This is a genomic window from Methyloversatilis sp. S146-33, assembly GCF_059552495.1.
In genome coordinates this window covers 126,803-151,278 of the sequence record NZ_JCANOT010000038.1, presented here as the reverse complement: position 1 = coordinate 151,278, position 24,476 = coordinate 126,803, and the positions used below count along the sequence as shown (strand labels likewise).

The window sequence follows — 24,476 nt, the reverse complement described above, 5'->3', positions numbered from 1 at the left end:
GCGCGGCGGCGGTCGGAGTTTCAGCTGCCGCCGTGCCGCGACAGCAGCGTATAGAAGCTGTACTCGCGCACCCGTCCCTGTCCTCCTCCGCGTTCGTCCCCATCGTCGCCGCAGGGCGCATGCAGCGCGCCACGACGGTGAGCGGCTGCGACCTGGCCGCTGCGCTGCTGGCGCAGCAGGACGCGCGCGGCGTAACGGTCGGAGGCGCGGGGCAGCATGAAGCTGCCGGCGGACAGCAGTCGCGCCGGCGCGCCGACGTAGATGTCGCGGCGCGGTTGCGCGGCCGCGTACAGCAGCGCCTCGGCCACCACGTCCGGTGCGTACACCGGCCCGGGCAGTTGCGGTTCGACGTCCATGAAGTTCGCCGCGTGACGCGGCAGCGGCGTATCGATCGAGGCCGGCTTGACCAGGGTGAGCGACACCGGCGCGCCCGCGGCCTCGAGTTCGGCGCGCAGCGAATCGGTGTAGCCGCGCACCGCATGTTTCGATGCGGCGTATGCCGCCTGCAGTGGCAGGCCGACGTCGCTCGCCTCGCTGCCGACGTTGATCAGCGCACCGCCGCGCGCCTTCAGCGTTTCGAGCGCGACTACGCAGCCATGCACGACGCCCCAGAAGTTGGTTTCGAACAGCCGCCGCATGTCTGTCAGCGGCACGTCGGCGTGGGGGCCGAATATCGACACGCCGGCGTTGTTGATCCAGGTGTCGAAGCCCCCATAGGTATCGATCGCCGCACGCGCGATGCGGCGTACCTCGTCCAGATGTCCGACGTCCGCGATGACCGGCGTGACCGCGTGGCCGGCGTCGCCCAACCGGCTCGCGATCGCATCGAGCGCGCCGCCGTCGCGCGCCGCGATCACCACCCGTGCCCCGCGCTGCGCCGCCATCCGCGCGGTCGCCAGGCCGATGCCGCTGGAGCCGCCTGTCACCACGATCACTTGCTCGGCAACCGGCTTCAGCACGATGCGGCCCGTCATGTTGAGCCCGCCGGCAGATCGATATCCAGCGCCCGCAGGAAGAGCGGGCCGCGGGCGATGACGACGACGCGCTCCGGTTCGGGCGTCGGCAACGGTTCGCGCACCGGACTGTTTCCGGGTAGCGGATCGATCACCGGGTTCGGGTCGGGAACCGGCTGTGGCGGCTGCTGCGGCTGGCCGGGTGGCGGTTCCCCCGGCAGAGGTGGCGTCGGATCGGGCTGGTGTGCGTAGCGGGCGATGCGGACGTCGTCGGGCGCTGGCTCTCTCATCGTCGTGTCCTCCGTGGAATGAACCGGCGTATGCGCAAGCGGCGTGCCCTGGCGGTGCCGGGCATCGTGCTTGCAGGCCGGAGGACGTGCAGGCAAGGAACTGCGTCAACCCATTCACTGAAGGAGACAGGACATGCAAGTGCGTGAAGCGATGACGAGCGACGTGAAGCTGGTGGATTCGCACCAGAGCATCCAGGACGCGGCGCGAATGATGGCGGAGTGCAATGTCGGTTCGCTTCCGGTGGGCGACAACGGACGGCTGGTCGGCATGATCACCGACCGCGACATCGCGATCCGGGCGGTCGCCGCCGGCAAGGCGGCCAACACCCAGGTCGGCCAGGTCATGAGCAAGGAGGTGAAGTACTGCTTCGACGACGAGGACGTGTCGCACGTCGCGCAGAACATGGGCGACATCCAGCTGCACCGGCTGGCGGTCCTGAATCGCGACAAGCGGCTGGTCGGCATCGTCGCGCTGGCCGACATCGCGAACTGCGAGGGCGCGGGGGCGGCCGGCGAAATGGTGTGCGGCATCTCGACGCCGCAGCAGTCGGGTGGCCGTCGGGCGCCTGCCCACCACTGAGTCGGCGCGCCGGTAAGGCTTACACCGGCGCGCAAGTTTTTCACCGCCCCGACGCCCGCGGCGACCGCGTTCGCCCGGGCGTGCGCCGCCCCGCAGGTATGCGGATTGCTCAGCGGAAGGCCCAGGCGCGAGCCGACAGCGGAACGGAGTGATCATGCTTTATTACGCAGCCATTTTCCTGGTGATAGCGATCGTCGCCGGTCTGTTCGGCTTCGGCGGCATTGCCTCAGGTGCGGCGGGAATCGCCCGTCTGCTGGTCTACATCTTCCTGATCCTCTTCGTCGTTTCGCTGGTGTTCGGCGTCCTGCAGTAGAGGAGATTACGAATGAAGGTCCTTTCCATACTTGCCCCGGTCCTTGCCGCGCTGGCGTTCGCCGGCTGCGGCGAGCGACCCGAAGCACCTCGGGCCGACAACGCCTCCGTGCTCGAACCTTCGCGGCCGGCCACCGCCGCGGCGGTGCCGGCGCCCGCCGATGGCGTGCTGAAGACGCGCGTCGTCGAGGCGCTGCGCCAGGACAGCAGCCTGCACACCGATTCGATGATCGTCACCGTGCGTGAGGGCGAAGTGAAGCTGAATGGCGTCGTGCCGGCTGAACAGATCACGCGCGCCGACAGCGTCGTGCGCAAGGTCGACGGCGTGCGCGTCGTGATCAACGCATTGCGGCCGACCACGCCGTCTTCATGACCCTGCAGTTTTCCCAACCTGAGGATTTTCACGATGAAGAAGAACGGACAAAACCTGCTGGCCGTCGCCGCACTGCTGGTCGCCCTGGGTGGCTGCGCCGCATCGGGAACGCAGAAGTCGACCGGTGAGTACATCGACGACGCGACCATCAGTACGCGGGTGAAGGCGCGACTGATCGAGGACGACCAGGTCAAGGCGCGGGAAGTATCGGTCGAGACCTATCGCGGCGTGGTCCAGCTGAGCGGTTTCGTGTCGTCCGAGGCGGAAGCGGCGCGCGCGGTCGAACGCGCACGCAGCGTGCCCGGCGTGACCGGTGTGAAGAACGACATCCGCATCAAGCCTGCTCCCTGACCGGGCGCCGGATCGCTATCGGCCGGCGGCTTCGCTCGCCGGCCGACAAGGAGAGGGCGCGTGCTGCTGCTGAAAGCTGTCCATCTGGGCGCATTGATCTGCTGGACTGGTGTGCTGCTCTACCTGCCGGCGCTGCTGCACGCGCTGGCCGGGCGCGACGGCGCGCTGCTGCACCTGCGTTTCGCACGCCTTGTGTTCGTCGCCGGCGCGACGCCGGCAGCGCTGCTCGCCATCATGAGCGGCACCGCGCTCTTCGTCGCCGACAAGATCGTCGCGCCGTGGCTGGTGCTCAAGCTCTGCCTGGTGGCCGGCGTCGTGCTCTGTCATCTGGTGTCCGGCCTGATGATCCTGCGCGCAGAGCAGGTTGCACCGCCTTCCGGGCGCTATGCCTCGGCCGTCGGCGTGCTCACCGTGCTGCTGGTCGGCGCCACCTTCTGGCTGGCGCTCGCCAAGCCGGTCTGAGATCAGGCGATGTCCGTTGCCGCCGCCGTCGTTTCAATGATCTTCGGCCGGCGCGATCGGATGCACGACGCCGACCGCGTGCTCGTACACCAGTCGTCCGCCGAGCCAGGCCGCGAGACCGGTTGCCACCGCGCTGCCGAGCGACAGCGCCAGCGCCGCCTCGGGCTGTCGCGCATGTTCGCCGGCGAAGCGCAGAAGCCAGTTGTAGGTGGCCAGCGACAGCAGCATGACGGCGGCCAGCGCGTGCGCCCATGCGCTGATCTTCTCGCGGATGCGCCGCACCGCCAGCAGATCGAACAACCCGACCGCGCTGGCCAGCCAGCCGCCGCCGGCACCGACACCGGCGAGCCAGATGCCGGCGCGCATCCAGAACGGGTCGCGCGTGTACAGCCAGGCGAGGTCGGTCGCCACCAGCGCGAGCAGGGCGGCCACCGGAAGATGGATGAGCATCGGATGCAGCGGGTGTTTGCCGAGGGCGGCGCGGCTGTGTATCGGTTCCGGCGATTCGGGCGGAAGGCGGTCCGGCGAGCCATCCGGCAGGGTCGCGTCCGGCGTGTGGTGGCGCGTGTCTATCGGTGGTGCGGGCGGAAGCGGTCTGCTCATCGGGTCGTCCTCGTGCTCGGGCGGAAATCGCTGATCGGCGCCGGCCTGTTGCCCGCGGTCACCGCAGCGGTCGAGGGGCCGCTGTCGGTCCTCGACCCGGCGGCACCGGCGGCGCGCGAAGCGGCCCTGTTGTGGTGGTGGATGCTGCTCGTCGCGGTGCCGGTGTGGGCGCTGGTGTGCGGGCTTTGGCTCCGCGCCAGCCGCCGTCGGCCGACGGTCTCCCCGTCCGGACAGCAATCTTCGGGCCTGCGCTGGCTGCTGTTCGGCGGCGTGCTGCTGCCGGGCGCCAGCATCGCGGCGCTGCTTGCCTGGGGCATCCCCGCCGGTCAGCGCATGGCCTACGCCGACACCGACCCGCCGGCACTGACGGTAGAGGTGACCGCGCGGCAATGGCAGTGGGATGTGCATTACCCCGACAATGGCTTGCGCCTGATCGATACGCTCTATCTGCCGGCGGGCGAGGTGGTCGACATCCGGCTCGCCAGTGCCGACGTGATCCACTCGTTCTGGATTCCCCGTCTCGGCGGCAAGATGGACGCGGTGCCCGGTCGCGTCCACCGGCTGCGTCTGCGCGCCGACGAGCCGGGCGAGTACCTCGGTCAGTGTGCCGAGTACTGCGGCATCGATCATGCATTCATGAGGTTGCGCGTACAGGTGTTGTCGCCTCAGGCGTTCGCCGCATGGATGAAGGCGCCGGCGCCGTGAGCGGCGCGACTCCGGCTGAAAGCCTGCACGCGGAACTCGAAGCGGGCTGGGCGAACGGGGGCGGCTGGCGGGCACCGGTGACGGTCAGTCACGGCGCGCTCGGCCTGCGCTTCATGTACACCGGCATGGGTTTCTTCCTGTTCGGCGGCCTGCTGGCCATGCTGATACGCGCCCAGCTGGCGCTGCCCGGTCGCGTATTCATGCCCCCCGATGTGTATGCGCAGGTGTTCACGCTGCACGGCAGCGTCATGATGTTCCTGTTCGCCACGCCGGTGATGGAAGGGCTGGCGGTCTATCTGCTGCCCAAGATGCTGGGCGCACGCGACCTCGTGTTTCCCCGCCTGTCCGCCTTCGGCTACTGGTGCTACCTGTTCGGCGGCCTGATCCTGATTTCCAGCCTCTTCCTCGGCGCCGCGCCCGACGGTGGCTGGTTCATGTACCCGCCACTGACCGGGGCGCAATACAGCCCGGGCCCGAACACCGACATCTGGCTGATCGGCATCACCTTCGTCGAGATTTCTGCGGTGTCGGCCGGTGTCGAGCTTGCGGTGTCCATCCTGTACGCCCGGGCGCCCGGCATGAGCCTCGACCGCATGCCGCTGTTCGCCTGGTACATCCTGGTCATGGCGCTGATGATCATCGCCGGCTTTCCGCCGCTCATCCTCGGCTCGATACTGCTGGAACTGGAGCGGGCGGCGGGGCTGCCCTTCTTCGACCCGACGCGCGGCGGTGACCCGGTTCTGTGGCAGCACCTGTTCTGGCTGTTCGGCCACCCGGAGGTCTACATCATCTTCCTGCCGGCGGCCGGCATCGTGTCGACGCTGGTGCCGGTGTTCGCGCGCCATCCGCCGGTCGGTTACCGCGCCGTCGTGATCGCCGTCATCAGCACCGGCTTCATCAGTTTCGGGCTGTGGGTGCACCACATGTTCGCGGTCGGCATGCCGCTGCTGTCGCAGGCCTTCTTCTCGGCGTCCAGCATGCTGGTGGCGGTGCCCACCGGGGTGCAGGTGTTCTCCTGGCTGGCCACATTGTGGCGCGGCCGGCCGGTGGCCCATGTGCCGATGCTGTGGCTGGGCGGCTTCCTGTTCATCTTCGTCGCCGGTGGGCTGACCGGCGTCATGCTGGCACTGGTGCCCTTCGACCTGCAGGTGCACGACACCCATTTCGTGGTCGCTCATCTGCACTACGTGCTGGTCGGCGGCATGCTGTTTCCGCTGATCGCCGGCCTCTACTACTGGCTGCCTCACTTCTCCGGCCGCATGCCCTCGCTCGCGCTCGGCCGCTGGGGCTTCTGGCTGGTATTCACCGGTTTCAATCTCGGCTTTCTGGTGATGCACTGGACCGGCCTGCTGGGCATGCCGCGGCGCGTACACACCTATGCGCCCGACCTCGGGTGGGATATGCCCAACCTGCTGTCTTCGGTGGGCGCTTTCGTGATGGCTGGCGGCGTCGTCTGCGTGCTCGCCGACCTGCTGCTGCACGCGCGCTACGGTCCGCCCGCGCCGCGCGACCCGTGGGGTGCGGATACGCTCGAATGGGCGATGCCGACGCCGGCGTCGGCGTACAACTTCGTCAGCCTGCCGACAGTGAACAGCCGTCATCCACTGTGGGATGAGCCGGATCTGGCGGACCGCCTGCAGCGCGGCGACGGACTGCTGCCCGGCGCGCCGGGCGGGCGGCGCGAAACGCTGGGCTGCGATCCGGTCAGCGGCAAGGCGCGCAGCGTCATCGTGCTGCCCGGCAACACCTGGTTGCCGTTCGCCGCCGCCGCCGTCATCGCCGTCGTCTGCATCGCGCTGCTGACGAAGGCCTATGTCGCTGCCGCTATCGCGGCGGTGGCCGCGCTCTGCCTGCTGTTCCGCTGGTCCTGGCAGAACGGCGTGCCCCCCTTGCCGGACGACGCCGTGCCGGCCCGGCTCCCCCTGCATCCGGTGGCCGCCGAGGGTCCGGGGCTGCGAGGCATGGGGCTGACGCTGGTCGCCGACGGCGCGCTCTACATGTCGCTGCTGTTCGGCTGGTTCTACCTGTGGGTGGTGCCGCCGTCGGCGGTCGCGCTGTTGTGCCGCAACAGCGGCCTGTGGGCGAGCGGCTCGCCGGCCTCGCTGCTGCTGCTGGCCGCCGCGGCGAGCGCGACCTTTGCTGCGCTCGCGCTGCGCGGGTCGGCGCGTCGCCTGCGGCGGGGCGAAGGCAGGCATCTGTTCGCCGGTGTGCTGGCGTCGGCGCTGCTGTGCCTGCTGGCGGCTGTCGCGCTGACCTTCGGCTGGAGCCAGGCCGGACTGGCGCCCACCGTCGATGCGCGCGACGCGGCGGCAGCAGTGGTGCTCGGCTGCAATCTGGTCCACCTGCTGCTGGCGGCCGTCGTGCTCGCGCTGCAGGTGGCACGCGTGCGCTGCGGGCGGATCGGCGTGCATGCGCCCTACGAGCCGCGCGTCGCCGGACTCCTGTGCGGCTACAACGCGCTTGCCTTGTGCTTGGCCTGGGTGGCACTGGTGCCGTTTCCGCAGGCGTGGGGCGGCGCGTGATGGTCGGCCGCGCGCCATATCAGGTGGCGCTCGGGCCCTTGCTCTGGGGCGGTTGGTTCGTCGCGCTGTATGCCTTGCATGGCCTGCTGTGCGAGCGTCAGGTCGAGGAGGGCGGTGTGCGGCTGACGCTGCTTGGGCTGACCGCGTGCGCAATTCTGGCTTCAGCCGCGCTGGCCGCGCTGTGTCACCGGCGCGCGCGCGACGCGGCGCTTGCGCCGGCGTTGCGCTTCACGGCGGGGCTGGCCGGTGGGCTGCATGGGGTGGCGGCCGTCACCATGCTGGTGATCGCCGCACCGCTGTTCGGAGTGACGCCGTGCGCTGCCTGACCTCGGCAGGGCTCGCGGCGATGTGGTCGCCAGCAGCACTGGCGCATGCCGAGGCCGCCCGCGGCGCGGCCGGCGCAGCGACCGAAGTCGTCGGCGCGCTGGTGCTGGCGGCCATCTGGCTCGCCTATCTGGCCGGTGCGCGACGGCGGCGTGCGTCGCCGCGCGCCGCCGCCTGCTTTCACGCCGGGCAGCTCACCGTGCTGCTGACCGCCTTCGGTCCGCTCGATCTGCTCGCCGCCGACAGCGCAGCGCTGCACATGACGCAGCACATGTGCTTCATGCTGGTCGCGGCGCCGCTGTGGGTGCTGGCCAACCCGCTGCCGCAGTTCCGCGCGCTGGCGCGTGGCCGCCCCGCCGGCCTGTGGCGGCTGCTCGCGCGCACCGGTCACGCGCCGGCGGCCTGGGCCGTGGTGCACGGTGTCACCCTCTGGTTCTGGCACGCGCCCGGGCCTTACCGGCTGGCGCTGGCCGATCCGTGGTGGCACCTGTTCGAGCACGCGAGCTTCCTCGTCACCGCGGCGCTGTTCTGGGCGGCGACGCTGCACGCCCACCCGCCGGCGCGCGGCGCGGCACTCGTCGCCGTGGCGGTGACGCTGATGCACACCGGCTTGCTGGGGGCGCTGCTCACGCTGGCCCCCTTCCCGCTGTACGGACGGGGCAGTACCGAAGACCAGCAGCTGGCCGGACTGCTGATGTGGGGGCCGGGCGGACTGTTCTATCTCGCGGCCGGCGCCTGGATAGCGCTGCGCTGGTTCGCGATGCGGCAGGCGCCGCTGCGCGGATGAACGCCGGTCAGGGCGCCGGCGGTGCGTCGATACCCTGCAGTTCGACGTCCACGCGGGTGCGTGCGTCGCGCGCCTCGACCGGCGCGGCGATGTCGACGCGCGCGGCGTCCAGTCCGCGCATGTCCAGTTGCTGGCGCACGGCCTGGGCGCGCTGCTGCGCCAGTGCGGCGACCGCGTCGGGCGGCGCCTGCCGCTGGTCGGCCAGGTGCACGAACAGCGCGCGGTACCGCGCAGCGGCACCGTCGCCATGGTCTGCGGGCGTGGCGTGAGGCGTGCGCGCGGCGTGCAGGCGGGCCACCGCCTCCTGCACCGCCGGGTCGCCGAAGTCGAGCAGCCCGCCGTCGTCGGGTACGCCGGCGAGCTGCGCCACTTCGCTGCGCAGCGCGGCTTCGCGCAGGACCTGTCCGTCGAGCTTTTCGTCATAAGCAGGGCGCAGGCGCACGCCAACGCCGGGGCGCTGCGCCAGCGCGGCGGCCAGGCGGTCGAGCTTTTCCTGCTCGCCGGCCGTCAGACGGCTGCTGCCGGGGTCGAAATCGATCGCGCCAGACAGTTCGTCCTCGCCGCCGAGCAACTGGCCGAGCAGGCGGAAGGGCGCGCCGACGATACGCTTGACCGTGTTGTCGACGGCGTCCGCTACAACGCTCCGGTAAAGGAAGTGCGCGTCGTCGACCTTGCCGCGCACCGGCACCTCGACCCGTGCCCGGCCGTCGCGGTCCTTCAGCAGCGCCAGGGCCAGTTCGAGGCCGCTGTCCTCGAGCCCGCCTGCGCGCACGCGGTCGCCCAGCGTCACGTTCTGCAGCGTCACGACGTTCAGACCGTCTACTTCGCGATCGCGGATGCGGTAACGAAGATCGAGCCAGAGCTTGCCGGAGGCGATCTTGCGGCCGGCGAAAGTGGCGCTGTAGGGCGACAGCAGCGGCATGTCGATGTTGTCGAAGCGCACGTGCAGGTCGGTCATGTCGGCCAGCGCCGCAGGTCGCACGCGCCCCTGTGCGCGGGCTTCGCCGTTCGGCTGGATGCGGCCGTGCGCTTCGACCGTGGCCTCGCCGTCGGGCCGGTTGTCGACGCCGAGCAGGCGCGCATTCACGTCGGTCACGCGGGCGGAGAAGGGCAGCACCAGGCTGTCGTCGGAGAAGTCGAGCGTGCCGCGAACGATGTCGAGGCGCTCGATGCGCATCGGCAGCCGCGCCGACGATGCGCCCGACGGCCCGCCGCGAGCGGACGCCTTGGTCAGGCGCACCTGGCTCAGGTTGAGCTGGCGCGATTCGTCGATGGCGATCCGTCCCTGCGCGTCTTCGAGCGTGAGACGGGTGAGGTGAATGGCGCCCGGCTGCCGCTCCAGGCGACCTTGAGTCCGCACGCCGGCCGCCTTCAGCAGGGTTTCGCCGCTGTCCGGATCCTTCAGGTGCAGACCGGCGAGGGCCGCCTGGCCGTCGACGCGCAGCGCCGGTCGGCCGCCGTGCCGCAGTCGCAGGTCGGCGTCGAGTCGCCGTGCCGACAGGTCGAGCGGAGAGATGCCGCGCAGCAGCGGCGTCATGCTGTCCAGCGGCAGCGCATCAATGCGCAGTCGCGCGCTGGCGCCGCTGCCGTCCTGCCGTGCCTTGCCGTCGACGCGCAGCCGGCCTTCGCCGGCACGCAGGTCGGCGCTGTAGGACACCGGTGTGTCGGCGCCGCGCGCCAGACCGCTTACCGTTGCCTGGCCCTTCAGCGTGATCAGCGTCGTCTTGCGCTGCGCTTCGGCCAGCTGCAGCGTCAGTGCGTTCAGCGCCAGTTCGTCGATGCGGTAGTCCCAGCCGGCGCGGCGGCCGGTGGCGGGCGACCGGCCGCCGCCGGTGCCGGGAAACGGCACCAGAACAGGCCGTCCGTGGGCGTCGAGCTCGACCTGCAGCAGCAGGCCGTCGATGTCGACGCGGCGGGCGGACAGGCGGCGCGCCGCACTGTCGAGGTGGGCGCCCTGAAGTGCCAGCGCCGACGCGCCGACGGGCGCGGCGTCGGCCGCCTGCAGGCGGGCGCCGGCGAGCACCGCATCGATCGCGCTGGCCGATATCGCGGCCGGCGAGGTGGCGATGTTCAGTTGCAGCTGGCCAGTCAGGTGATCGGCACCGACGTGCAGCGGCAGTCTGAGGTCCTCGTAGCGCAGCGCCAGCTGTTCGGCCGACATGTCCGCCAGTTCGATCCGCCACGATTGCGCGTCCGCCGCCCTCGTGGGGCCGGCCAGCCCGCTCCAGTTGAGCCGCCCGGCGGCGTCGCGGAGGACGTTGAGCTGTCCGGACTGCAGCCGCACGCCGTCGAGGTGCACGCGACGAGCGCCCGCAAGGTATCGCCCGCCGGCGACAGACATGCGCTCGACGGCGAGCAGCGGCGCGCTCCCATCGACCGGCATCAGTTCGAACGCGCGCGCCTCCATCTGCAGCGCTTCGAACACCAGCGTCTGGCGCAGCGGGGCGCTGAAATCGATGCTGTAGTGGGCGCGCGCGTCGAGCAGCCCGCCGGTGACGCGCGCCGACGAGGCGGGCAACAGTCGTTGCCACCAGAAGCCCGCGTGCGCGCTGCTCAGCCGCATCCTGCCCTGGCTGGCCAGCGCCGCCAGTCCGAACTCGCCGTCGAGTTCGAGCAGACCGTCGTCGGGCAGCGGCGCGTGCACGCGGAAGCGCGCCGGTGCGGCGCCGACCGTTGTGGACAGGTCCGCCAGTTCCGCACGCGCGTCGCGCAGCACCAGCGTTTCGGTGAGCGGGCCGGCGCGCACGCTGAGCGAGCGGAGCGTCAGCGTCGCGCGTGCGATGTCCACCGGTGGCAGACGCGGGGTCACGCCTGCGTTCCGCGCCTTCGTCGCCGTGTTCCCCGGGGCGGCAGCCGGCGCCCGTTCGACGCGGATGTCGACGTCATCCAGAGTCAGTTGCGATATCTGCCAGCGCCGCGCGAACAGGCTGTGCCAGGCGAGTTCGGCGCGGACCCGGCCGATGTCGGCGGTGATGCCGGCTGCGGCCGACGACAGCGCAGCATCGCGTGCTTCGAGCGTGAGACGGAAAGGGTGGATGGACAGCTGGCCGATGCGCAGCGCCATGCCGTGTTGCTGCAGCACTTCAGGCAGGCGGCGCTCGACCTGCGCCGGCAGCCACAGTGCGAGCAGTGCGGCGTAAAGGGCAAGCAGCGACCCCAGGGCCGCGACCAGCAGCGCCGCGCGTCGGTAGCGGCGGCCGACACGCGCTCCGCTCATCTGCCGGCCCCGGCGGGGGCTTCGCTGCCACGCACGATGACGAGCAGGGAGGCGGCCAGCGGCGTGGCGAACAGCACACCGAGTGCGCCGAACAGCGCGCCGAACACCAGTTGCGCCGAGATGGTCGCCACCGGCGGCAGATGCACGCTGCGGAAGTCGATCAGCGGCGACAGCAGGTAGTTCTCCGCCGCCTGCACCGCGACATAGAGCAGTGCCACAGACAGCGCGGTGGACGGGCTGACCGCGAGCGCGACGATCAGCGCCGGGCAGGCCGCCAGAGCAGGGCCGATATAGGGGACGAAGTCGAGTGCGAAGGCGATCAGACCGAGCGCCAGCGCCAGCGGCATGTCGAGCAGCCACAGGCCGATGCTCACCGTCACGCCGACCAGCGACATCTTCAGGAAGGTGCCCAGCAGCCAGCTGCGCAGCGCATCGACCAGCAGGTCGATGCGCTCGGCGGCCTGGCGCCGGCGTGCGGCCGGCAGCAGGTGCAGCAGGCCGCGGCGGTACACCTGCGGCGTGGCCGCGCCGTAGAGGCCCATGAACAGCACGACGAAGAAGCCGGCGACGATGCCTATCGTGTTCGAGAACAGTCCGCGCAGACCGGGCAGCCACAGTTCGCGATCGGGTACCAGCGTGCGCAGGTTCTTCTCGGACAGCAGCACGCGACTCCAGTCATAGAGCTTGAAGCGGGCGCGCGTTTGTTCCCACGCCTCCTGCAGCCGCGGTCCGAGCTGATCGATCTGGGTCGCCGCCTCAGCGCCGAGCAGAGCGAAACCGAGGCCGAGCAGCGTCAGTATCGACAGCAGCACCACGGTCAGCGCAAGCGGGTAGGGCAGCCCGCTGTGCCGACCGAGCAGCGCCGACAGACCATGCAGGAAGATGCCGGACAGCACACCGGCAAAGATGAGCAGCAGCACGTTCGCGAGGTTCTCGATCAACAGCGCCGCGGCGAGCAGCGCGACGCCCAGCAGCACCGGTCGTTTCAGGAGCGGGTCCGGCGCGTGCCGCTCCGCGAGGTCCGCTGCGCGGCACGGTAGCTGGCGCCGCCCGGGCAGCCGCTTCTCCCTCATGCGCTCAGCCGCCGTGCGCGTTCGGTCCGGATACGACGGTCGGCACCGACCGGCATGGCAGGCCGCAGCTCGCTGCAGACGCCGATCATCCGCAATGCATGAACCGACTGCGGCGCGTGCGCCAGCGCCTCGCGGGAGCGTGCTTCGTCGACACCGCCGCCGGCGACCGTCGGCGACACAGCGTCGGCACTGATGATGGCGCCCGCGGTGGCGCCGACCGCGCCTTCGCGCAGGCAGGGCATGCTGCGCGCAGCGGCTGCGTCGCCGGGGATGGTGGACTGCGGCAGCGCGGTCTGCGGCGTGTCGCCGAACATCATCGCAGCGCACAGAAGGAAAAGCGTGCAAGGACCGGATCGCGTGGCAGGCATTGGACACTCCCGTCGAGTCAGGTGAACGAGGGTCAGCAAGCGGTGTGCCCCCGTTTGCCGCATCAGTGCAGCTTGACCCGCGGTCGGGCGCGTCGGCTCAAGCACTCGCCGAGGGTGAGCGCCGCCGTGCGCAGCGGTCCGAGCAGAACGGCGAGGTGGCGGCGATGCAGCAGCCAGTAGCCGAAGCGGGCAGCGGCCCCGCCGAGTATCGTGCTGCCGCCGCCGGCGTTCAGCGCGCCCACCGCGTAATCGCGTCCGAGCGTCACCAGATTGCCGCGTTCGCGGTAATGAAAGTCGGGGAGCGACTCGCCGCGCAGCCGTCGCTGCAGCGACTCGGCGAGCAGCGCCGCCTGCTGGTGTGCCACCTGCGCTTTCGGCGGCACCGGCGGCGCGTCCGGATCGGGGCGGCAGCTGGCGCAGTCCCCCAGCGCAAACACGTCTTCGTCGCGCAGGGTCTGCAAGGTCGGTCCGACCTTCGCCTGCCGCTGCGGCGTGAGGTCCAGTCCATCGGTCTGCGCCAGCACCTCGGCGCCCTGCACGCCGGCAGCCCACACCACCAGGTCGACGTCGATCCGCGAGCCATCGCGCAGCAGCAAGGCGTCGCGGCGCACCTCGGCCACCTGCTGACCGAGGCGCAGCGTGACGCCGCGATGTTCCAGATCCTGCCGCGCCCGCTCGGCCACCGCCTCCGGCAAGGCCGCGAGCAGGCGCGGCCCGGCTTCGACCAACGTCAGCTGCAGCGGCTGGGCCAGCTTCTGCAGGCGCAGACCGTAGGCGGCGATGTCCGGGGCCGCGGTGCACAGTTCGGCCGCCAGTTCGACGCCGGTGGCGCCGCCACCGACGATGGCCACCTGCACCGGCCGGCCGGTGCCGAGGTCGGCGCGCGCGCACAGCGCCATCAGGCGGCGGTGGAAGTGTTCCGCGTCGTCCGGGCTGTTCAGTGACAGCGCGTGCCGCCGCGCGCCGGGCGTGGCGAAGTCGTTGTCGATGCCGCCTACGGCCAGCACCAGCGTGTCATAGGCGACTGACCGGCGCGGCGCAATTTCCATGCCCTCGTCGTCGCACAGCGCGGCCAGCCAGATGCGATGCGGGCCGCGCTCGACCGACTGCAGGCGTCCCTGGTGAAACCGGAAGCCGTGCAGTCGCGCCTGCTGCCGGTAGTCCAGTTCGTGCTGCTGGCGGTAGCGGGTACCGGCCGCGATCTCGTGCAGCAGCGGCTTCCACAGATGGGTTGCCGCCGCGTCCACCAGCACGATTTCCGCTTCGCCGTGACGTCCTGCCGTGCGCCCGAGACGCGCCGCCAGTTCCAGCCCGCCGGCACCGCCGCCGACGATAAGGATGCGGTGGTGCTGCTGTGCCTGCCGACGCGAGGCCAGCAGGGAGGTCGGCGGAAGTGTTTCGTACGGCAGGCGGTTCATCCGCGATCCTTCGGCAGTGTCGGGGACGACCTTCCCAGCAACGGCGGTGCCCGCCGCGGCGCGCTGCCGCCCCCGCCCGGCGTTGAAAAATGTGCAGGCCGCTTGCAAGAAGCTCCGCCGGGCGCGCGACGGCGCCCGGTTCCGGCGAAGGCATCGCGCTTGCTGCGCGCTTCGCGGCCCGGACGGGCCACCCCTTCAATTTCAACGAGGACGCGAACATGACCCCATTGCTACCGGAACAGGTGGCCGCTCTCGCAGAAATGCTCGACGAGGGCGAACGCGCGCTGAAGTCGGATGTCCATGCGCACGTCGCCAACCTGCGCGATACCAGCCCGCCCGGTCTCGAAGCCCCGGCCGGCGACGCGGCCGACGTGGCCGAGGCCGGGCAGTTGCGCGAGAACGACAGCGTGGCGGTGTTGCGCGACGTGCGCGCGCTGCGCGACATCGAGTTCGCGCGCGAGCGCATCGACGCCGGGCTGGCCGGTGTCTGCGTCGATTGCGAACTGCCGATTCCGTTCGCGCGCCTGCGTCTGCAGCCGGCGGCGGTGCGCTGCGTCGAATGCCAGGAGGTGCTCGAACGGCGCAGCGCGCGCCAGCCCGACGGCTCGTCGACGCTGCAGGTCTGACGCGACGTTCCGGTGTCAGCGCTGGCGCGTCGCGATGGCGCGCGCCAGTTCGACCTTGGTCATCGCCGAGCGGCCACGCACGCCCAGTTCGCGAGCGCGTTCATACAGTTCCTGCCGGGTGTGCCCGTACAGGTCCACGCCGCCGAAGCTCTCGCCGCTGCCATGCGCGGCGCGTGGGTCGGACGGACCGGCGTGGTCCTTCGGTTCCCAGTGGTCGCCGACTTTCTCGAAGCGGTGCTTGAGCGAGGCAAAGGCGGTTCGGCGGGCGCGTTCGCCGGGGCCGTAGCTGCGTTCGGCGCTGGCCAGCGTGTGCGCCCAGGTGCGCTGCGCCTCGGGTGGCGAGCGGCGCAGCGTGGCCGGCAGTTCGGGTGTGTTTCTCTTGGGCATCGCAGTCTCCTTCGTGCAGGTGTGGCGGAACGGGGGCGCGCGCGGCATCAGCCCTCGTGCAGTACGCTGGCAGGTGGCGCGGTGGCGGCGACGATGGCCTTCACCGGCAGGTGATCGGACGCCACCCGCGCCAGCGGCGAGCGGTGAGTCTGGAAGGCGAGCAGCGTGTGGCGCGGCCTCACCCACACGCGGTCCAGCGCGAACACCGGCAGGCCGGACGGAAACGAGCGCTCGGCCGGCGAGTGACCGAGCATGCCGTGCAGCCAGCGCAGTGGCCGGCCAAGCGGCAGCCACTCATTGATGTCGCCGAGTACGACCACCTTCCGGTCGGCCGGCAGATCGTGCAGCAACTGCAGCATGCGCCGGACCTGGTAGCGACGTTCGGCCGGGCGCAGCCCGAGGTGGGTGACGATGACGCGCACGCATTCGTCCTCGACCTGCAGGTCGACGGCCAGCGCACCGCGCGCCTCGCGTCGGCCGTAACTGAGGTCGTAGCGCTGCACCGCCAGCACCGGCCGGCGCGTCAGCAGCGCGTTGCCGAAACTGCCTTCGTGGCGGACGATGGTGTGGCCGGCATGGGCCGCCATGCCGGTCGCCCGTGCCAGATAGTCGAGCTGCATCGATTCGTGGTGGCCGTCGGCGAGGTTGTCGACCTCCTGCAGGCCGACCGCATCGCAACCCAGTTCGAGGATGACCTGGGCGACGCGCCCAGGGTCGGCGCGTCCGTCGCGGCCGACGCAACGGTGGATGTTGTAGGAGGCGATGCGCAGGCAGTCCTGCCCGAGGGTGTTGTCCAGATTGCGCCAGTCGACGAGGCCCGGAGTGCGTGTCGCCATCAGCTCCTCTCCGCCGCCTGTCCGGCTCCGTTGCGGTGTTCCTTGACCAGCCAGCGGCGCACGAACAGCGACAGCAGCACGATGCCGAGCGCCGCCGTAAGCAGCAGGCCATAGTCGAGGCGGCCCGGGTCGTCGAGCGCGGCTTCCAGCTGGTCGCCGAAGACGGTGGTGGCCAGCGTTCCCGGCAACATGCCGAACAGCGTGCCGAGCAGGAAGGGCGCCAGCCGTATGCCGATGGCGGCCGCCACCACGCCTTCGATGGCGAACGGGGCGATCGGCACGAGCCGCAGTGCCGTGATGGCGAGCAGGCCGCGCCGGCGCAGCGTTTCGGCGATGCGCGGCAGGCGAGGGCCGGCGATGCGCTGCACCGTTGCCTCGGGCAGCAGCAGGCCGACCGCATAGGTCGCGAAGGCGGCGATCAGGATGCCGGACAGCGCGAACACGAAGCCCTTTTCCGGGCCGAAGGCGATCACCGCCGCCAGCGTGATCAGCGGGCGCGGGAACATCAGCAGACAGGCCGGCGTGTAGGCCAGCAGGATGAGCATGGGTGCCCAGCTGCTGTCGGCCATCGCGCGCGCCCAGCCGGTCACCCGTTCGGCATCGGCGACCTCGGTCAGTGGCGTGTAGCGCCACACCAGCGCCAGACCGAGCAACAACAGCATGACGGCGCCGGGCAGCGCCACCCGCGCGATGGCGGCGCGCGACCAGCGACGTCGTCCGCTGGCGGACGGCTGCGCGGGCGTAGCGTCCTCCTCATCGTCCTCCGGGGTTACCGGCGTGCCCAGCTGCAGTTCGGGGCTGAAAGCCTCGACCAGCCGGTCGAGCGTGATCGGCTGTTGCGGGTCGCCGACGCGAGCCAGTTCGATCACGGCCTCTGGCCAGTCGGGCTGGCGGTTCAGCGGCAGCAAGGTGCGCGTGCGGCCGGACAGCGCCTCGATGGCCGGACCGAGCGCGCCATGCGTTTCGAAAGCGGCGACGACCGCCGCCACCTCGACGTCCAGATGTTCGGCCAACAGACGATGGCGCACGTCGCGGATATAGGCCTGCACCCGCGCGTCGCCGCGCGCCTCGATCACCGCGTCGCACTCGCTGTCCATGCCCATCGAGCGGTTGCTCAGATTGGCCGAGCCGACGCGCAGCATGTCGTCGTCGACGATCATCAGCTTGGAATGCAGGTCTATGCACACCTTGTCGGCCAGCCCGTCGATGTGCGGATAGAGGATGCGGAAGCGGCCGTGCCGGTCGGCGGCGCTGAGGCGCTCGACCAGGCGCGTGCGCAGCACGTGCATCGTGTGTTCCTCCAGCCAGCCGTGGCTGAACAGGCGGACCACGACGATGACTTCCGGCCCGTCCGGCTCGGCCAGCCGCGCCGCCAGCGCCTCGCCGACACTGCCCGCCGTGAAGTACTGGTTTTCGATGTAGATGCGTTCGCGCGCGCTGGCGATCATGTCGAGGAAGAGCTGTTCGACCTCCTTGATCGGCGGCGCGTCCGCCTGCGGCGGCAGCGTGCGCGCCAGCGCCACGTCGATGTCGGTCAGTTCGGGCCGCACCTCATCCGGCCACGGGTCGCCGACGTCGCCCGCCTGCGGGATGTCGTGGCCGGTGGCGGCCAGCCAGCGCTCGCGTGCCACGTCGCCGATCGCGCGCGCGGCCTCGCCGTCGAACATCAGCATCAGGTCGTGAAAGGGCGGATAGGCCTTGTCGGCGCATTCGCGGCGGCTGTCGTCCGGACGGTGGGCGGGTGTGTCCCAGCGGCGGACGGTCAGATCGAAGCCGCCGACGAAGGCGAGCGCGTCGTCGATGACGACGATCTTCTGGTGGTGCGAGGCGCTGAGCGGATGCGTGTTGTCGTAGCAGAAGTGCACGCGCCGGTGCGGCTTCCAGCCGAGCCCGAGACGGGGCGGCAGTTCGCGGTCGGTGCCGAACACCATCGGATAGTCCCAGTCGAGGATGCGCACCATCAGGCGGTGACGCCGTCGCGCCAGCCAGTTCAGGAACTCGCCCAGCCGCGCTGGCGGTGCGCCCGGCACCGGCGGGTCGAAATGCAGCCGGGTGCGGCTGTCGAAGTCCCAGGCGAGCAGAGTGATCGAACGCTGCGCCCGTTCGGCCGCCTGCATGAAGGTGCGGAAATAGGCTTCGCCGTCTATCAGCAGCGCCAGACGGTTGGCGCGGCCACGTGCGAAACAGTTGCGACCGGGCACGCAGACGCTGTCCTGGCCGACCGGCGTCGGCGGGACCTTGTCCGGCAGCACGTCGTCGTGCGGGCGCGGCGGGGTGGTGAGGAAGGGGCGCTCGGCGTTCACGGATGACGATGGAGTGGAGTCGCCCAGCTTCAGCAATCGACATGCCGGGGTGGCCGGCGGGGGGGGCTGCGCCGCGGGAACGCCGATTGCACGCGCTGCACGTTCGCCTAACCTGTGCGGGGCTCCGCGATGAAGAAGAACCTGGAGATCGTGATCGTCACCGATACCTATCCGCCGGAGGTCAATGGCGTCGCGCTGTCGATCACCCGCGTCGTGCGGCATCTGCGCAGTGCACGCCACCGGGTTCGCCTGGTCCGCCCGCGGCAGCAGGACGAAGCCGCCAACGAGGGCGACCTGCTGGTGCGCGGCCTGCCGCTTCCGCGCTATCCGGGCCTGCGTTTCGGACTGCCGGCCTGGCGCCGGCTGTTGCGGGCGTGGCGGGAGGACAGACCGGACGTCGTGCACATCGTGACCGAAGGTCCGCTCGGCTGGTCGGCCCTGCTGGCCGCCCGCCAACTCGGCGTGCCGGTCACCAGTGATTACCGCACGCATTTCGACACCTACAGCAACCATTACGGCCTGGGCCTGCTGTCGGCTCCGGTGCGGGCGGCGCTGCGCGCCTTCCACAATCGCACTGATCTGACCTTCGTGCCGACCGCCGCACTCGAAATGCAGATGAAGCGGCAGGGCTACCGCCGCCTGGTCCGCGTGGGGCGGGGCGTCGACACCCGGCTGTTCAACCCGCAGATGCGCAGCCTGGAGCTGCGCACCGGCTGGGGGGCGAAGCCGCACGATCCGGTCTTTCTGTATGTCGGCCGGCTGGCCCCGGAAAAGAACCTGGAACTGGTGCGCGCCGCCTTCGACGCCATCCGCGGTGAGCAGCCGGACGCGCGCCTCGTGTGGGTCGGCGACGGGCCGGCGCGGCGGCGCCTGGACGACGGTCGGCCCGGTGAAATTTTTACCGGTGTGCTGCACGGAAGTGAACTCGCGGCGCACTACGCGTCGGCCGACATCTTCCTCTTTCCCAGCGTCAGCGAAACCTTCGGCAACGTCCTGCTGGAGGCGATGGCCAGCGGCCTGGCCATCGTCGCTTTCGATCTGGCCGCCGCGCGCGAACACATGACCGACGGCGTGGACGCCTGTCTCCTCGTGCCCGCCTGCGAGGGCGACGAACTGCGCGCCGCCGCGGCCTTCATCCACGCCGCCCGCCGGCTGGCCCGGCAGCCGGATCGCCGCCGTCATCTCGGCCGCGCTGCGCGCGAAACCGCGGAGGGCCTGACCTGGCCGGTGGTGCTCAACCGTTTCGAGGCGCACCTGCATGCCTGCGCCGCGCAACCGAAAGCCGCGCTCGGTGTCGCGGCCGCCCATTAAACGAGCGCCCATTGAGCGGCCGCACCCGGTCGCGGCCTTCGATGCCAGCTGTGTGCAGCGGCTCAACCGGCTGCTCGACCACCGACCCTGCCTGATCGCCGCACGGGCGATCAGCCGGCTCGGCGATGGCGAGGCCTGGCTGCTGCTGATCGCACTGCTCGCCGTGCTGCCGGACGGGGCCGGAATGCGCTGCGCGCTGCACCTGCTGGTGGTCGGTGCGACCGGTCTGCTGATCTACGGCCTGCTCAAGCGACGTACTGCGCGTCGCCGGCCCTGCGTGTCGCTGCAGGGCCTGCGCCTGTGCATGCCGCCGCTCGACGAGTTCAGTTTTCCGTCCGGGCATACGCTGCACGCCACGTCGTTCGCGCTGGTCGCGCTGCATCACCTGCCGGCGCTGGGCCTCGGGCTGCTCGCCTTCGCTGTGCTGACTGCACTGGTGCGCGTCATGCTCGGACTGCATTACCCGAGCGACGTGCTGGCCGGGGCGGTGCTCGGCGCCGCGCTCGCGCTCACATCGCTGTGGCTGCTGCCCGGCTGATCAGCGCCGTCGCGTCGCTGTCCTGCTTTCCGCCGTCCGCAGCGCCGGTGCCGAGCGCGGGCGCGCCGCCTGCAGCGGTCCGAGCAGCTGTTCGAGCGTGCTCGCGTAGTCCTGCAGCGTCATCGCCAGCCGGGTGCGAAGCAGCGTGTCGAGCAGACGCTGCGCCTGGCCGAGCACGGCCGGGTACTGCGCGTCGGCCGGGTGCAGCGCGAGCTGCACAGGTTGCGCCGCCGGCAGCCGGCGCTGGCCCTGCCACACCAGCGACGCTGTGCGGCGCAGCGCGCTGCGCGTGCTGTAGGTGATCACCGGCATGCGCATGGCAAGGTCGGGCTGCAGCAGGTGGAAGTGCGTCGCCGTGGTCGTATAGCGGAAGGGCGTCACGCGGAGCGCGCGCCAGGCGCCCGGACCGAGCAGCCAGGCCGGTGCGACGAAGCCGTCCACCGGCCAGTTGCGCTGCTCGAACCACTGCCTGCCCGCCATCAGGCGGGCGTGAGCGGGCGCCGCGCTTAGCGTGGCGAATTCGCCTTCGTCGGCGGTGAGCACCCGTCGGCGCCACCATTCCAGCGGATTGCGCGACGGCGGACCTTCGTCGAGGTGCACATGGCCGTGCAAAACCAGTTCGTGCCCGGCCGCGCGGCAGGACTCGATGGCGTCGCGATAGGCGGGCGGCGTTTCGTCCCCCTGGCCGTGGTAGTCGGGCACCAGCAGCAGGCTCACATGCAGCGGTGCGACCTCGGCGACGGCTGCGAGCAGGCGTTCGCATTGCGGCCAGGTGGACGGCGCGACGTCGTGGATGGACACGCACAGTACCGGCGGCGACAGGTCGGGCAGCATGATGGCTGACTTGCTAAGCATGGTGATCGGCTCCGCGGCAGGCGGCGCAATAGGTGCGGCCGAGCGTCGGCAGCACGTAGCACCAGTCGTGGCGTTCGGCACGCAGGCGCGCCGCGGCGCCCAGCGCCACGCGATCGCGCGCGAGCACCGCCCGTACGCCGTCGGCCATCGCCGCGGCGAAGCGCTCGGTGCCGCGCTGCGGACTGCCGGCGTCGGTGCGGGCACCCACGGCGTCGTCCACCAGTTCCGCCTGTCCGCCGGTGCCGGCGACCACCGCCGGCACGCCGCAGGCCATTGCCTCCAGCGTCGCCAGACCGAAGGTTTCCTGGTCACCTGCGTGGACGAAGACGTCGCAGGCCGCGACCAGCGCGGCGAGCTTGCGCGGATCCGACTGGAAGGGCAGGGCGCGCACCGCCCGATGGTGTGGCGGCGTGCCGTCGCCGATCAGCAGCAGCACGTGGCCGTCGCCAAGCAGGTCGAGCATGCGGTAGAGCACCGGCAGGTTCTTTTCCGGGCCGAAACGGCCGAAATAGACGAGCAGGCGGTCGCCAGCGGCCAGACCCAGCGCGCGGCGCAGGCCCTGGTGAGCGCGGCAGGGGTGGAAGGCGCGGCTGTCCACACCCAGCGGCTGGTGCTGCACATGCTGCACGCCCATGCCGCCGAGCCGCTCGGTCATGCAGCGGCTGGGCGCGAGCACCAGATCGAAGCGCGCATACAGCCGGCGCACATAGGCTTCGGCGGCACGCTCGACCCCCGCGCCGGCCAGCCGTCCGAGCATGCGCGGCAGGTCGGAATGACAGAAGCCGATGACCGGTACCCCCAGCGCCTGTCCGGCGTCGACGGCCGCCCACGCGAAGTGGTAAGGGTCGGCCGCTTCGATCAGATTCGGTCGCAGCGTCTTCAGTGCGCCGAGCGCTGCGCGCGTATTGAGCGGCACGCGGTAGCCGCGCGAGAAGGGCAGCGGCAGGCTGGGCACCTCGATCAGCCCGTCCGCCGGTCGTGGCGATGGCCCCTGCGCGTAGCGTGGCAGCACGAGCGTGTGGCGGAACTGCTGCTGCGTCCGCAGCCAGCGCCGCTTCTCGCCGAGATAGCGGCGCACGCCGCCGCTGTGACTGGCGTACAGCATGGTGAGGTCACAGACGTGCAGCGGAGCCGGTCCGACGCACGCGCCGCTCACATCTGTCCCGGCTGCACGTGCTCGATGGGCTCGCGCGGGTCGAAGTCCACCCACTCGCCGTTGGCCCAGCGGCCCTCGGTGCGGTGCACCTCGCGCGCGCCCCCTTCGTGCAGCAGCGTGATCGCCTCGTCTGCCGCGCCAGGCCGTTCCACATTGAGCGCAATCATCGGCCCGCCCTGCGGTTCGGCCGGATGTTCGACCGAGGCCTCTTCCGGGTCCGGCGCCTGCATGCCGCGCAGCGCGCCGACCAGCGCGCCGAGGTAGGCGCCGACGCCGGCGCCTGCCAGCGCACCGACCGGGCCGCCCACGCTGCCGATGGCAAAACCGGTGGCGCTGCCTGCGGCGGCGCCGGCGCCGCCGCCGACCAGGGCACCGACGGCGGCGGTGCGGCCGGCACCGGAAGCGCCCTCGTCGCTGACGGCGTCGCCGCCCAGCCAGTAGAGCCCGCGCTGACCGGGCGGATTGAGGAAGTAGGTGGCGTAGTCGTCGGCGCCGAAGCCGTGCGCCGGCAGCGTATCGACGACGGCCTGCAGCTCTTCCACCGAGTTGAAGTGTGCGGCGATGATCTGTGTCATGTGTATGTCTCCTGTGGCTGAGGTTGGATGGCGGCGCCGCTCAGGCGGCCCGCGGGTGCTCGGCCGCGTGGGCGGCGCGCCGCAGTTCCACGCTCGGAATGCGCATCAGTGAGCGGTACTTGGTCACCGTGCGTCGAGCAAGCTGCAGGCCTTGGCCGGACAGCAGATGAGCGAGCCGCGCGTCAGACAGCGGCGCGGCGGGGTCTTCGGCGGCGATCAGTTCCCTGATCAGCGCACGGATGGCGGTCGGCGAATAGGCGCCGCCGTCGTCCGCCGAAAGCTGGCGCGAGAAGAAATGCTTGAACTCGAACAGCCCCTGCGGCGTCGCCATGTACTTGCCATTGGTGACGCGGCAGACGGTGGACTCGTGCAGACCCAGCTCACCGGCGATGTCCTTCAGTGCGAGCGGCTTCATCGCCGCGTCGCCGTAACTGAAGAACACCCGCTGATGCTCGACGATGGCCGAAGCGACCCGCTGTATCGTCGAGAAGCGCTGTTCGACGTTGCGCATCAGCCAGCGCGCTTCCTGCAGCAGGCGCGAGAACGAACGCTCGCCCGGTTCGCGGCCGCCGGCCAGTTCGGCGTAGGCGCGGTTGATGCGCAGCCGCGGCTGTACCGCCGGGTTCAGCGTCGCCTGCCAGCGGCCGCGACGGCAGGTGACGATGACGTCCGGCACGATGTAGCGGGTTTCGTCGGGACCGAAGCTGCGCCCGGGGCGCGGGTCCAGCGTGCGGATGAGCATGCGGGCGCCGTGCAGCCGGCTTTCGTTCCAGTCCAGCTGCTGCTGGATGCGCGTGAATTCGCGCGCCGCCAGCAGATCGAAATGGTCGCGCACGAGCAGCAGCGCGTCGCCGCGCCCCTGCGCTTCCTCGGGTAGCGCGTTCAGTTGCAGCAGCAGGCATTCGCGCAGTGATCGTGCGCCGATGCCCGCCGGTTCCAGCTGCTGCACGAGGCGCAGTGCGGCCAGCAGTTCCTGCGGCGCGACGTCGTGCTCGGGCGCGATCAGCGCCGCCAGTTCGTCCAGCGGCGTTTCCAGATATCCGGCGTCGGTCAGTTCGTCGATGATCAGATCGGTCAGCGCGCGGTCGCGATCGCTCATCGACGACAGCTGCAGCTGCGCCCGCAGATGGTCGCGCAGCCCGGTCGGCGCTTCCGCCCATTCCGTCCAGTCGGTTTCGTCGTCGTCGCGCGCACCGCCCGTGGTGCTGCCGTACGCGGCGTCGAACTGGATGGCCGGCTCCTCGGCGTCGTCGCGCCGGTCGGCGCCTGGCTCGGCGTCCGGCCCGTCGTCAGGCGCGGCGGAAGCAGTTGGCACGGCGCCGGTCACGGTCGGTGCCGCGGTGTCCTCTTCGAGAAAGGGGTTGCTGCCAAGAGCCTGTTCGACTTCCTGCGTGAATTCCAGCGATGACAGCTGCAACAGGCGAAGGGCCTGCTGCAGTTGCGGCGTGATGGCGATGTGCTGCCGAAGTCTGAGTTCCATGCCGAGGCTCATTCGGTGTCCTTTCGGTTTCGGGTGTCGTCGTGCTCGGTGGCGGGCTGTTGGATCAGGAC

26 protein-coding genes are annotated in these 24,476 nt (G+C 70.8%); 12 read left to right on the top strand and 14 right to left on the bottom strand.

Going from position 1 to position 24,476, the window contains the following annotated elements:
- Window positions 1–20: 20 nt before the first annotated feature.
- Both AC51BJ_RS16385 and AC51BJ_RS16380 read right to left on the bottom strand, forming a co-directional pair.
- Entirely contained in the window at window positions 21–974 is a 954-nt protein-coding gene (locus tag AC51BJ_RS16385) for an SDR family oxidoreductase (RefSeq protein ID WP_496280945.1), read from the bottom strand.
- Window positions 971–1,243 (bottom strand): hypothetical protein, encoded by a 273-nt coding sequence (locus AC51BJ_RS16380; RefSeq protein WP_496280944.1) that lies wholly within the window; start codon window positions 1,241–1,243, stop codon window positions 971–973. The genes AC51BJ_RS16385 and AC51BJ_RS16380 overlap by 4 nt, the downstream gene beginning before the upstream one ends.
- Before the next feature lie 133 nt (window positions 1,244–1,376).
- On the opposite strand from AC51BJ_RS16380, the gene AC51BJ_RS16375 reads away from it, so the two are divergent.
- The 5 genes from AC51BJ_RS16375 to AC51BJ_RS16355 all read left to right on the top strand — a co-directional run bounded on the left by AC51BJ_RS16375 (window position 1,377) and on the right by AC51BJ_RS16355 (window position 3,321).
- The gene (locus tag AC51BJ_RS16375; protein WP_496280943.1) at window positions 1,377–1,823 is read left to right on the top strand and encodes a CBS domain-containing protein; all 447 of its coding nucleotides are present in this window, start codon (window positions 1,377–1,379) and stop codon (window positions 1,821–1,823) included.
- A gap of 154 nt (window positions 1,824–1,977) precedes the next feature.
- Window positions 1,978–2,136 carry a DUF1328 domain-containing protein gene (locus AC51BJ_RS16370; RefSeq protein WP_304003062.1) on the top strand — a complete coding sequence of 53 codons (159 nt, stop codon included), beginning with the start codon at window positions 1,978–1,980 and terminating at the stop codon, window positions 2,134–2,136.
- A gap of 12 nt (window positions 2,137–2,148) precedes the next feature.
- On the top strand, window positions 2,149–2,508 hold the full coding sequence (locus tag AC51BJ_RS16365; RefSeq protein ID WP_496280942.1) for a BON domain-containing protein: 360 nt from the start codon (window positions 2,149–2,151) through the stop codon (window positions 2,506–2,508).
- Window positions 2,509–2,541: 33 nt separating this feature from the next.
- Window positions 2,542–2,859: a BON domain-containing protein gene (locus tag AC51BJ_RS16360; protein ID WP_430433471.1), complete on the top strand. Its 318-nt coding sequence runs from the start codon at window positions 2,542–2,544 to the stop codon at window positions 2,857–2,859.
- Window positions 2,860–2,919: 60 nt separating this feature from the next.
- Window positions 2,920–3,321 (top strand): CopD family protein, encoded by a 402-nt coding sequence (locus AC51BJ_RS16355; RefSeq protein ID WP_496280941.1) that lies wholly within the window; start codon window positions 2,920–2,922, stop codon window positions 3,319–3,321.
- Window positions 3,322–3,354: 33 nt separating this feature from the next.
- Here the strand turns inward: AC51BJ_RS16355 and AC51BJ_RS16350 are convergent, their stop codons facing one another.
- Complete coding sequence (locus AC51BJ_RS16350) at window positions 3,355–3,924, bottom strand: DUF2231 domain-containing protein (RefSeq protein ID WP_496280940.1); 570 nt, start codon at window positions 3,922–3,924, stop codon at window positions 3,355–3,357.
- Window positions 3,925–3,936: 12 nt separating this feature from the next.
- Here AC51BJ_RS16350 and coxB point away from each other — a divergent pair, with 12 nt between their 5' ends.
- The 4 genes from coxB to AC51BJ_RS16330 are packed head-to-tail and all read left to right on the top strand — an operon-like array spanning window position 3,937 to window position 8,262.
- Window positions 3,937–4,629, top strand: a complete 693-nt coding sequence (gene coxB / locus AC51BJ_RS16345; RefSeq protein ID WP_496280939.1) for a cytochrome c oxidase subunit II — start codon at window positions 3,937–3,939, stop codon at window positions 4,627–4,629.
- Window positions 4,605–7,151, top strand: a complete 2,547-nt coding sequence (gene ctaD, locus AC51BJ_RS16340) for a cytochrome c oxidase subunit I (protein ID WP_496280938.1) — start codon at window positions 4,605–4,607, stop codon at window positions 7,149–7,151. Before coxB ends, ctaD begins: the two co-directional genes overlap by 25 nt.
- Window positions 7,148–7,477: a hypothetical protein gene (locus tag AC51BJ_RS16335; RefSeq protein WP_496280937.1), complete on the top strand. Its 330-nt coding sequence runs from the start codon at window positions 7,148–7,150 to the stop codon at window positions 7,475–7,477. The genes ctaD and AC51BJ_RS16335 overlap by 4 nt, the downstream gene beginning before the upstream one ends.
- On the top strand, window positions 7,465–8,262 hold the full coding sequence (locus tag AC51BJ_RS16330) for a cytochrome c oxidase assembly protein (RefSeq protein ID WP_496280936.1): 798 nt from the start codon (window positions 7,465–7,467) through the stop codon (window positions 8,260–8,262). The genes AC51BJ_RS16335 and AC51BJ_RS16330 overlap by 13 nt, the downstream gene beginning before the upstream one ends.
- A gap of 7 nt (window positions 8,263–8,269) precedes the next feature.
- On the opposite strand, the gene AC51BJ_RS16325 is transcribed toward AC51BJ_RS16330, so the two are convergent.
- The 4 genes from AC51BJ_RS16325 to AC51BJ_RS16310 form a co-directional block, all read right to left on the bottom strand.
- Window positions 8,270–11,479 (bottom strand): DUF748 domain-containing protein, encoded by a 3,210-nt coding sequence (locus AC51BJ_RS16325; RefSeq protein ID WP_496280935.1) that lies wholly within the window; start codon window positions 11,477–11,479, stop codon window positions 8,270–8,272.
- Window positions 11,476–12,456 (bottom strand): AI-2E family transporter, encoded by a 981-nt coding sequence (locus AC51BJ_RS16320; RefSeq protein ID WP_496280934.1) that lies wholly within the window; start codon window positions 12,454–12,456, stop codon window positions 11,476–11,478. Before AC51BJ_RS16320 ends, AC51BJ_RS16325 begins: the two co-directional genes overlap by 4 nt.
- Window positions 12,457–12,548: 92 nt before the next feature.
- Entirely contained in the window at window positions 12,549–12,869 is a 321-nt protein-coding gene (locus tag AC51BJ_RS16315) for a hypothetical protein (protein WP_496280933.1), read from the bottom strand.
- A 113-nt stretch (window positions 12,870–12,982) separates the two neighbouring features.
- On the bottom strand, window positions 12,983–14,338 hold the full coding sequence (locus tag AC51BJ_RS16310; protein ID WP_496280932.1) for an NAD(P)/FAD-dependent oxidoreductase: 1,356 nt from the start codon (window positions 14,336–14,338) through the stop codon (window positions 12,983–12,985).
- A 218-nt stretch (window positions 14,339–14,556) separates the two neighbouring features.
- Here AC51BJ_RS16310 and AC51BJ_RS16305 point away from each other — a divergent pair, with 218 nt between their 5' ends.
- Entirely contained in the window at window positions 14,557–14,964 is a 408-nt protein-coding gene (locus AC51BJ_RS16305) for a TraR/DksA family transcriptional regulator (RefSeq protein ID WP_496280931.1), read from the top strand.
- Between the two features lie 15 nt (window positions 14,965–14,979).
- Here the strand turns inward: AC51BJ_RS16305 and AC51BJ_RS16300 are convergent, their stop codons facing one another.
- From AC51BJ_RS16300 to AC51BJ_RS16290, 3 genes are read right to left on the bottom strand one after another with little or no spacing between them, the layout of a single operon-like run.
- Window positions 14,980–15,351, bottom strand: coding sequence for a ChaB family protein (locus tag AC51BJ_RS16300; protein ID WP_430433484.1), 372 nt, complete (start codon window positions 15,349–15,351; stop codon window positions 14,980–14,982).
- Window positions 15,352–15,398: 47 nt separating this feature from the next.
- Window positions 15,399–16,187, bottom strand: a complete 789-nt coding sequence (locus tag AC51BJ_RS16295; RefSeq protein ID WP_496280930.1) for an endonuclease/exonuclease/phosphatase family protein — start codon at window positions 16,185–16,187, stop codon at window positions 15,399–15,401.
- Window positions 16,187–18,490, bottom strand: coding sequence for a VTT domain-containing protein (locus AC51BJ_RS16290; protein WP_496280929.1), 2,304 nt, complete (start codon window positions 18,488–18,490; stop codon window positions 16,187–16,189). The genes AC51BJ_RS16295 and AC51BJ_RS16290 overlap by 1 nt, the downstream gene beginning before the upstream one ends.
- Window positions 18,491–18,619: 129 nt before the next feature.
- Between AC51BJ_RS16290 and AC51BJ_RS16285 the strand changes: the two genes are divergently transcribed.
- Both AC51BJ_RS16285 and AC51BJ_RS16280 read left to right on the top strand, forming a co-directional pair.
- A complete protein-coding gene (locus AC51BJ_RS16285; RefSeq protein ID WP_430433487.1) occupies window positions 18,620–19,801 on the top strand; it encodes a glycosyltransferase family 4 protein in 1,182 nt (393 codons plus the stop codon).
- Between the two features lie 52 nt (window positions 19,802–19,853).
- Window positions 19,854–20,339: a phosphatase PAP2 family protein gene (locus AC51BJ_RS16280; protein WP_496280928.1), complete on the top strand. Its 486-nt coding sequence runs from the start codon at window positions 19,854–19,856 to the stop codon at window positions 20,337–20,339.
- Here the strand turns inward: AC51BJ_RS16280 and AC51BJ_RS16275 are convergent, their stop codons facing one another.
- Genes AC51BJ_RS16275 through AC51BJ_RS16260 form a run of 4 tightly spaced genes read right to left on the bottom strand, consistent with a single transcriptional unit; the run spans window position 20,340 to window position 24,405 of the window.
- Complete coding sequence (locus AC51BJ_RS16275; protein ID WP_496280927.1) at window positions 20,340–21,194, bottom strand: DUF2334 domain-containing protein; 855 nt, start codon at window positions 21,192–21,194, stop codon at window positions 20,340–20,342.
- The gene (locus AC51BJ_RS16270; protein ID WP_496280926.1) at window positions 21,187–22,299 is read right to left on the bottom strand and encodes a glycosyltransferase; all 1,113 of its coding nucleotides are present in this window, start codon (window positions 22,297–22,299) and stop codon (window positions 21,187–21,189) included. The genes AC51BJ_RS16275 and AC51BJ_RS16270 overlap by 8 nt, the downstream gene beginning before the upstream one ends.
- A gap of 47 nt (window positions 22,300–22,346) precedes the next feature.
- Window positions 22,347–22,925 (bottom strand): hypothetical protein, encoded by a 579-nt coding sequence (locus tag AC51BJ_RS16265; RefSeq protein WP_430433491.1) that lies wholly within the window; start codon window positions 22,923–22,925, stop codon window positions 22,347–22,349.
- A gap of 40 nt (window positions 22,926–22,965) precedes the next feature.
- Complete coding sequence (locus AC51BJ_RS16260) at window positions 22,966–24,405, bottom strand: RNA polymerase factor sigma-54 (RefSeq protein WP_430433492.1); 1,440 nt, start codon at window positions 24,403–24,405, stop codon at window positions 22,966–22,968.
- Window positions 24,406–24,476: the final 71 nt, after the last annotated feature.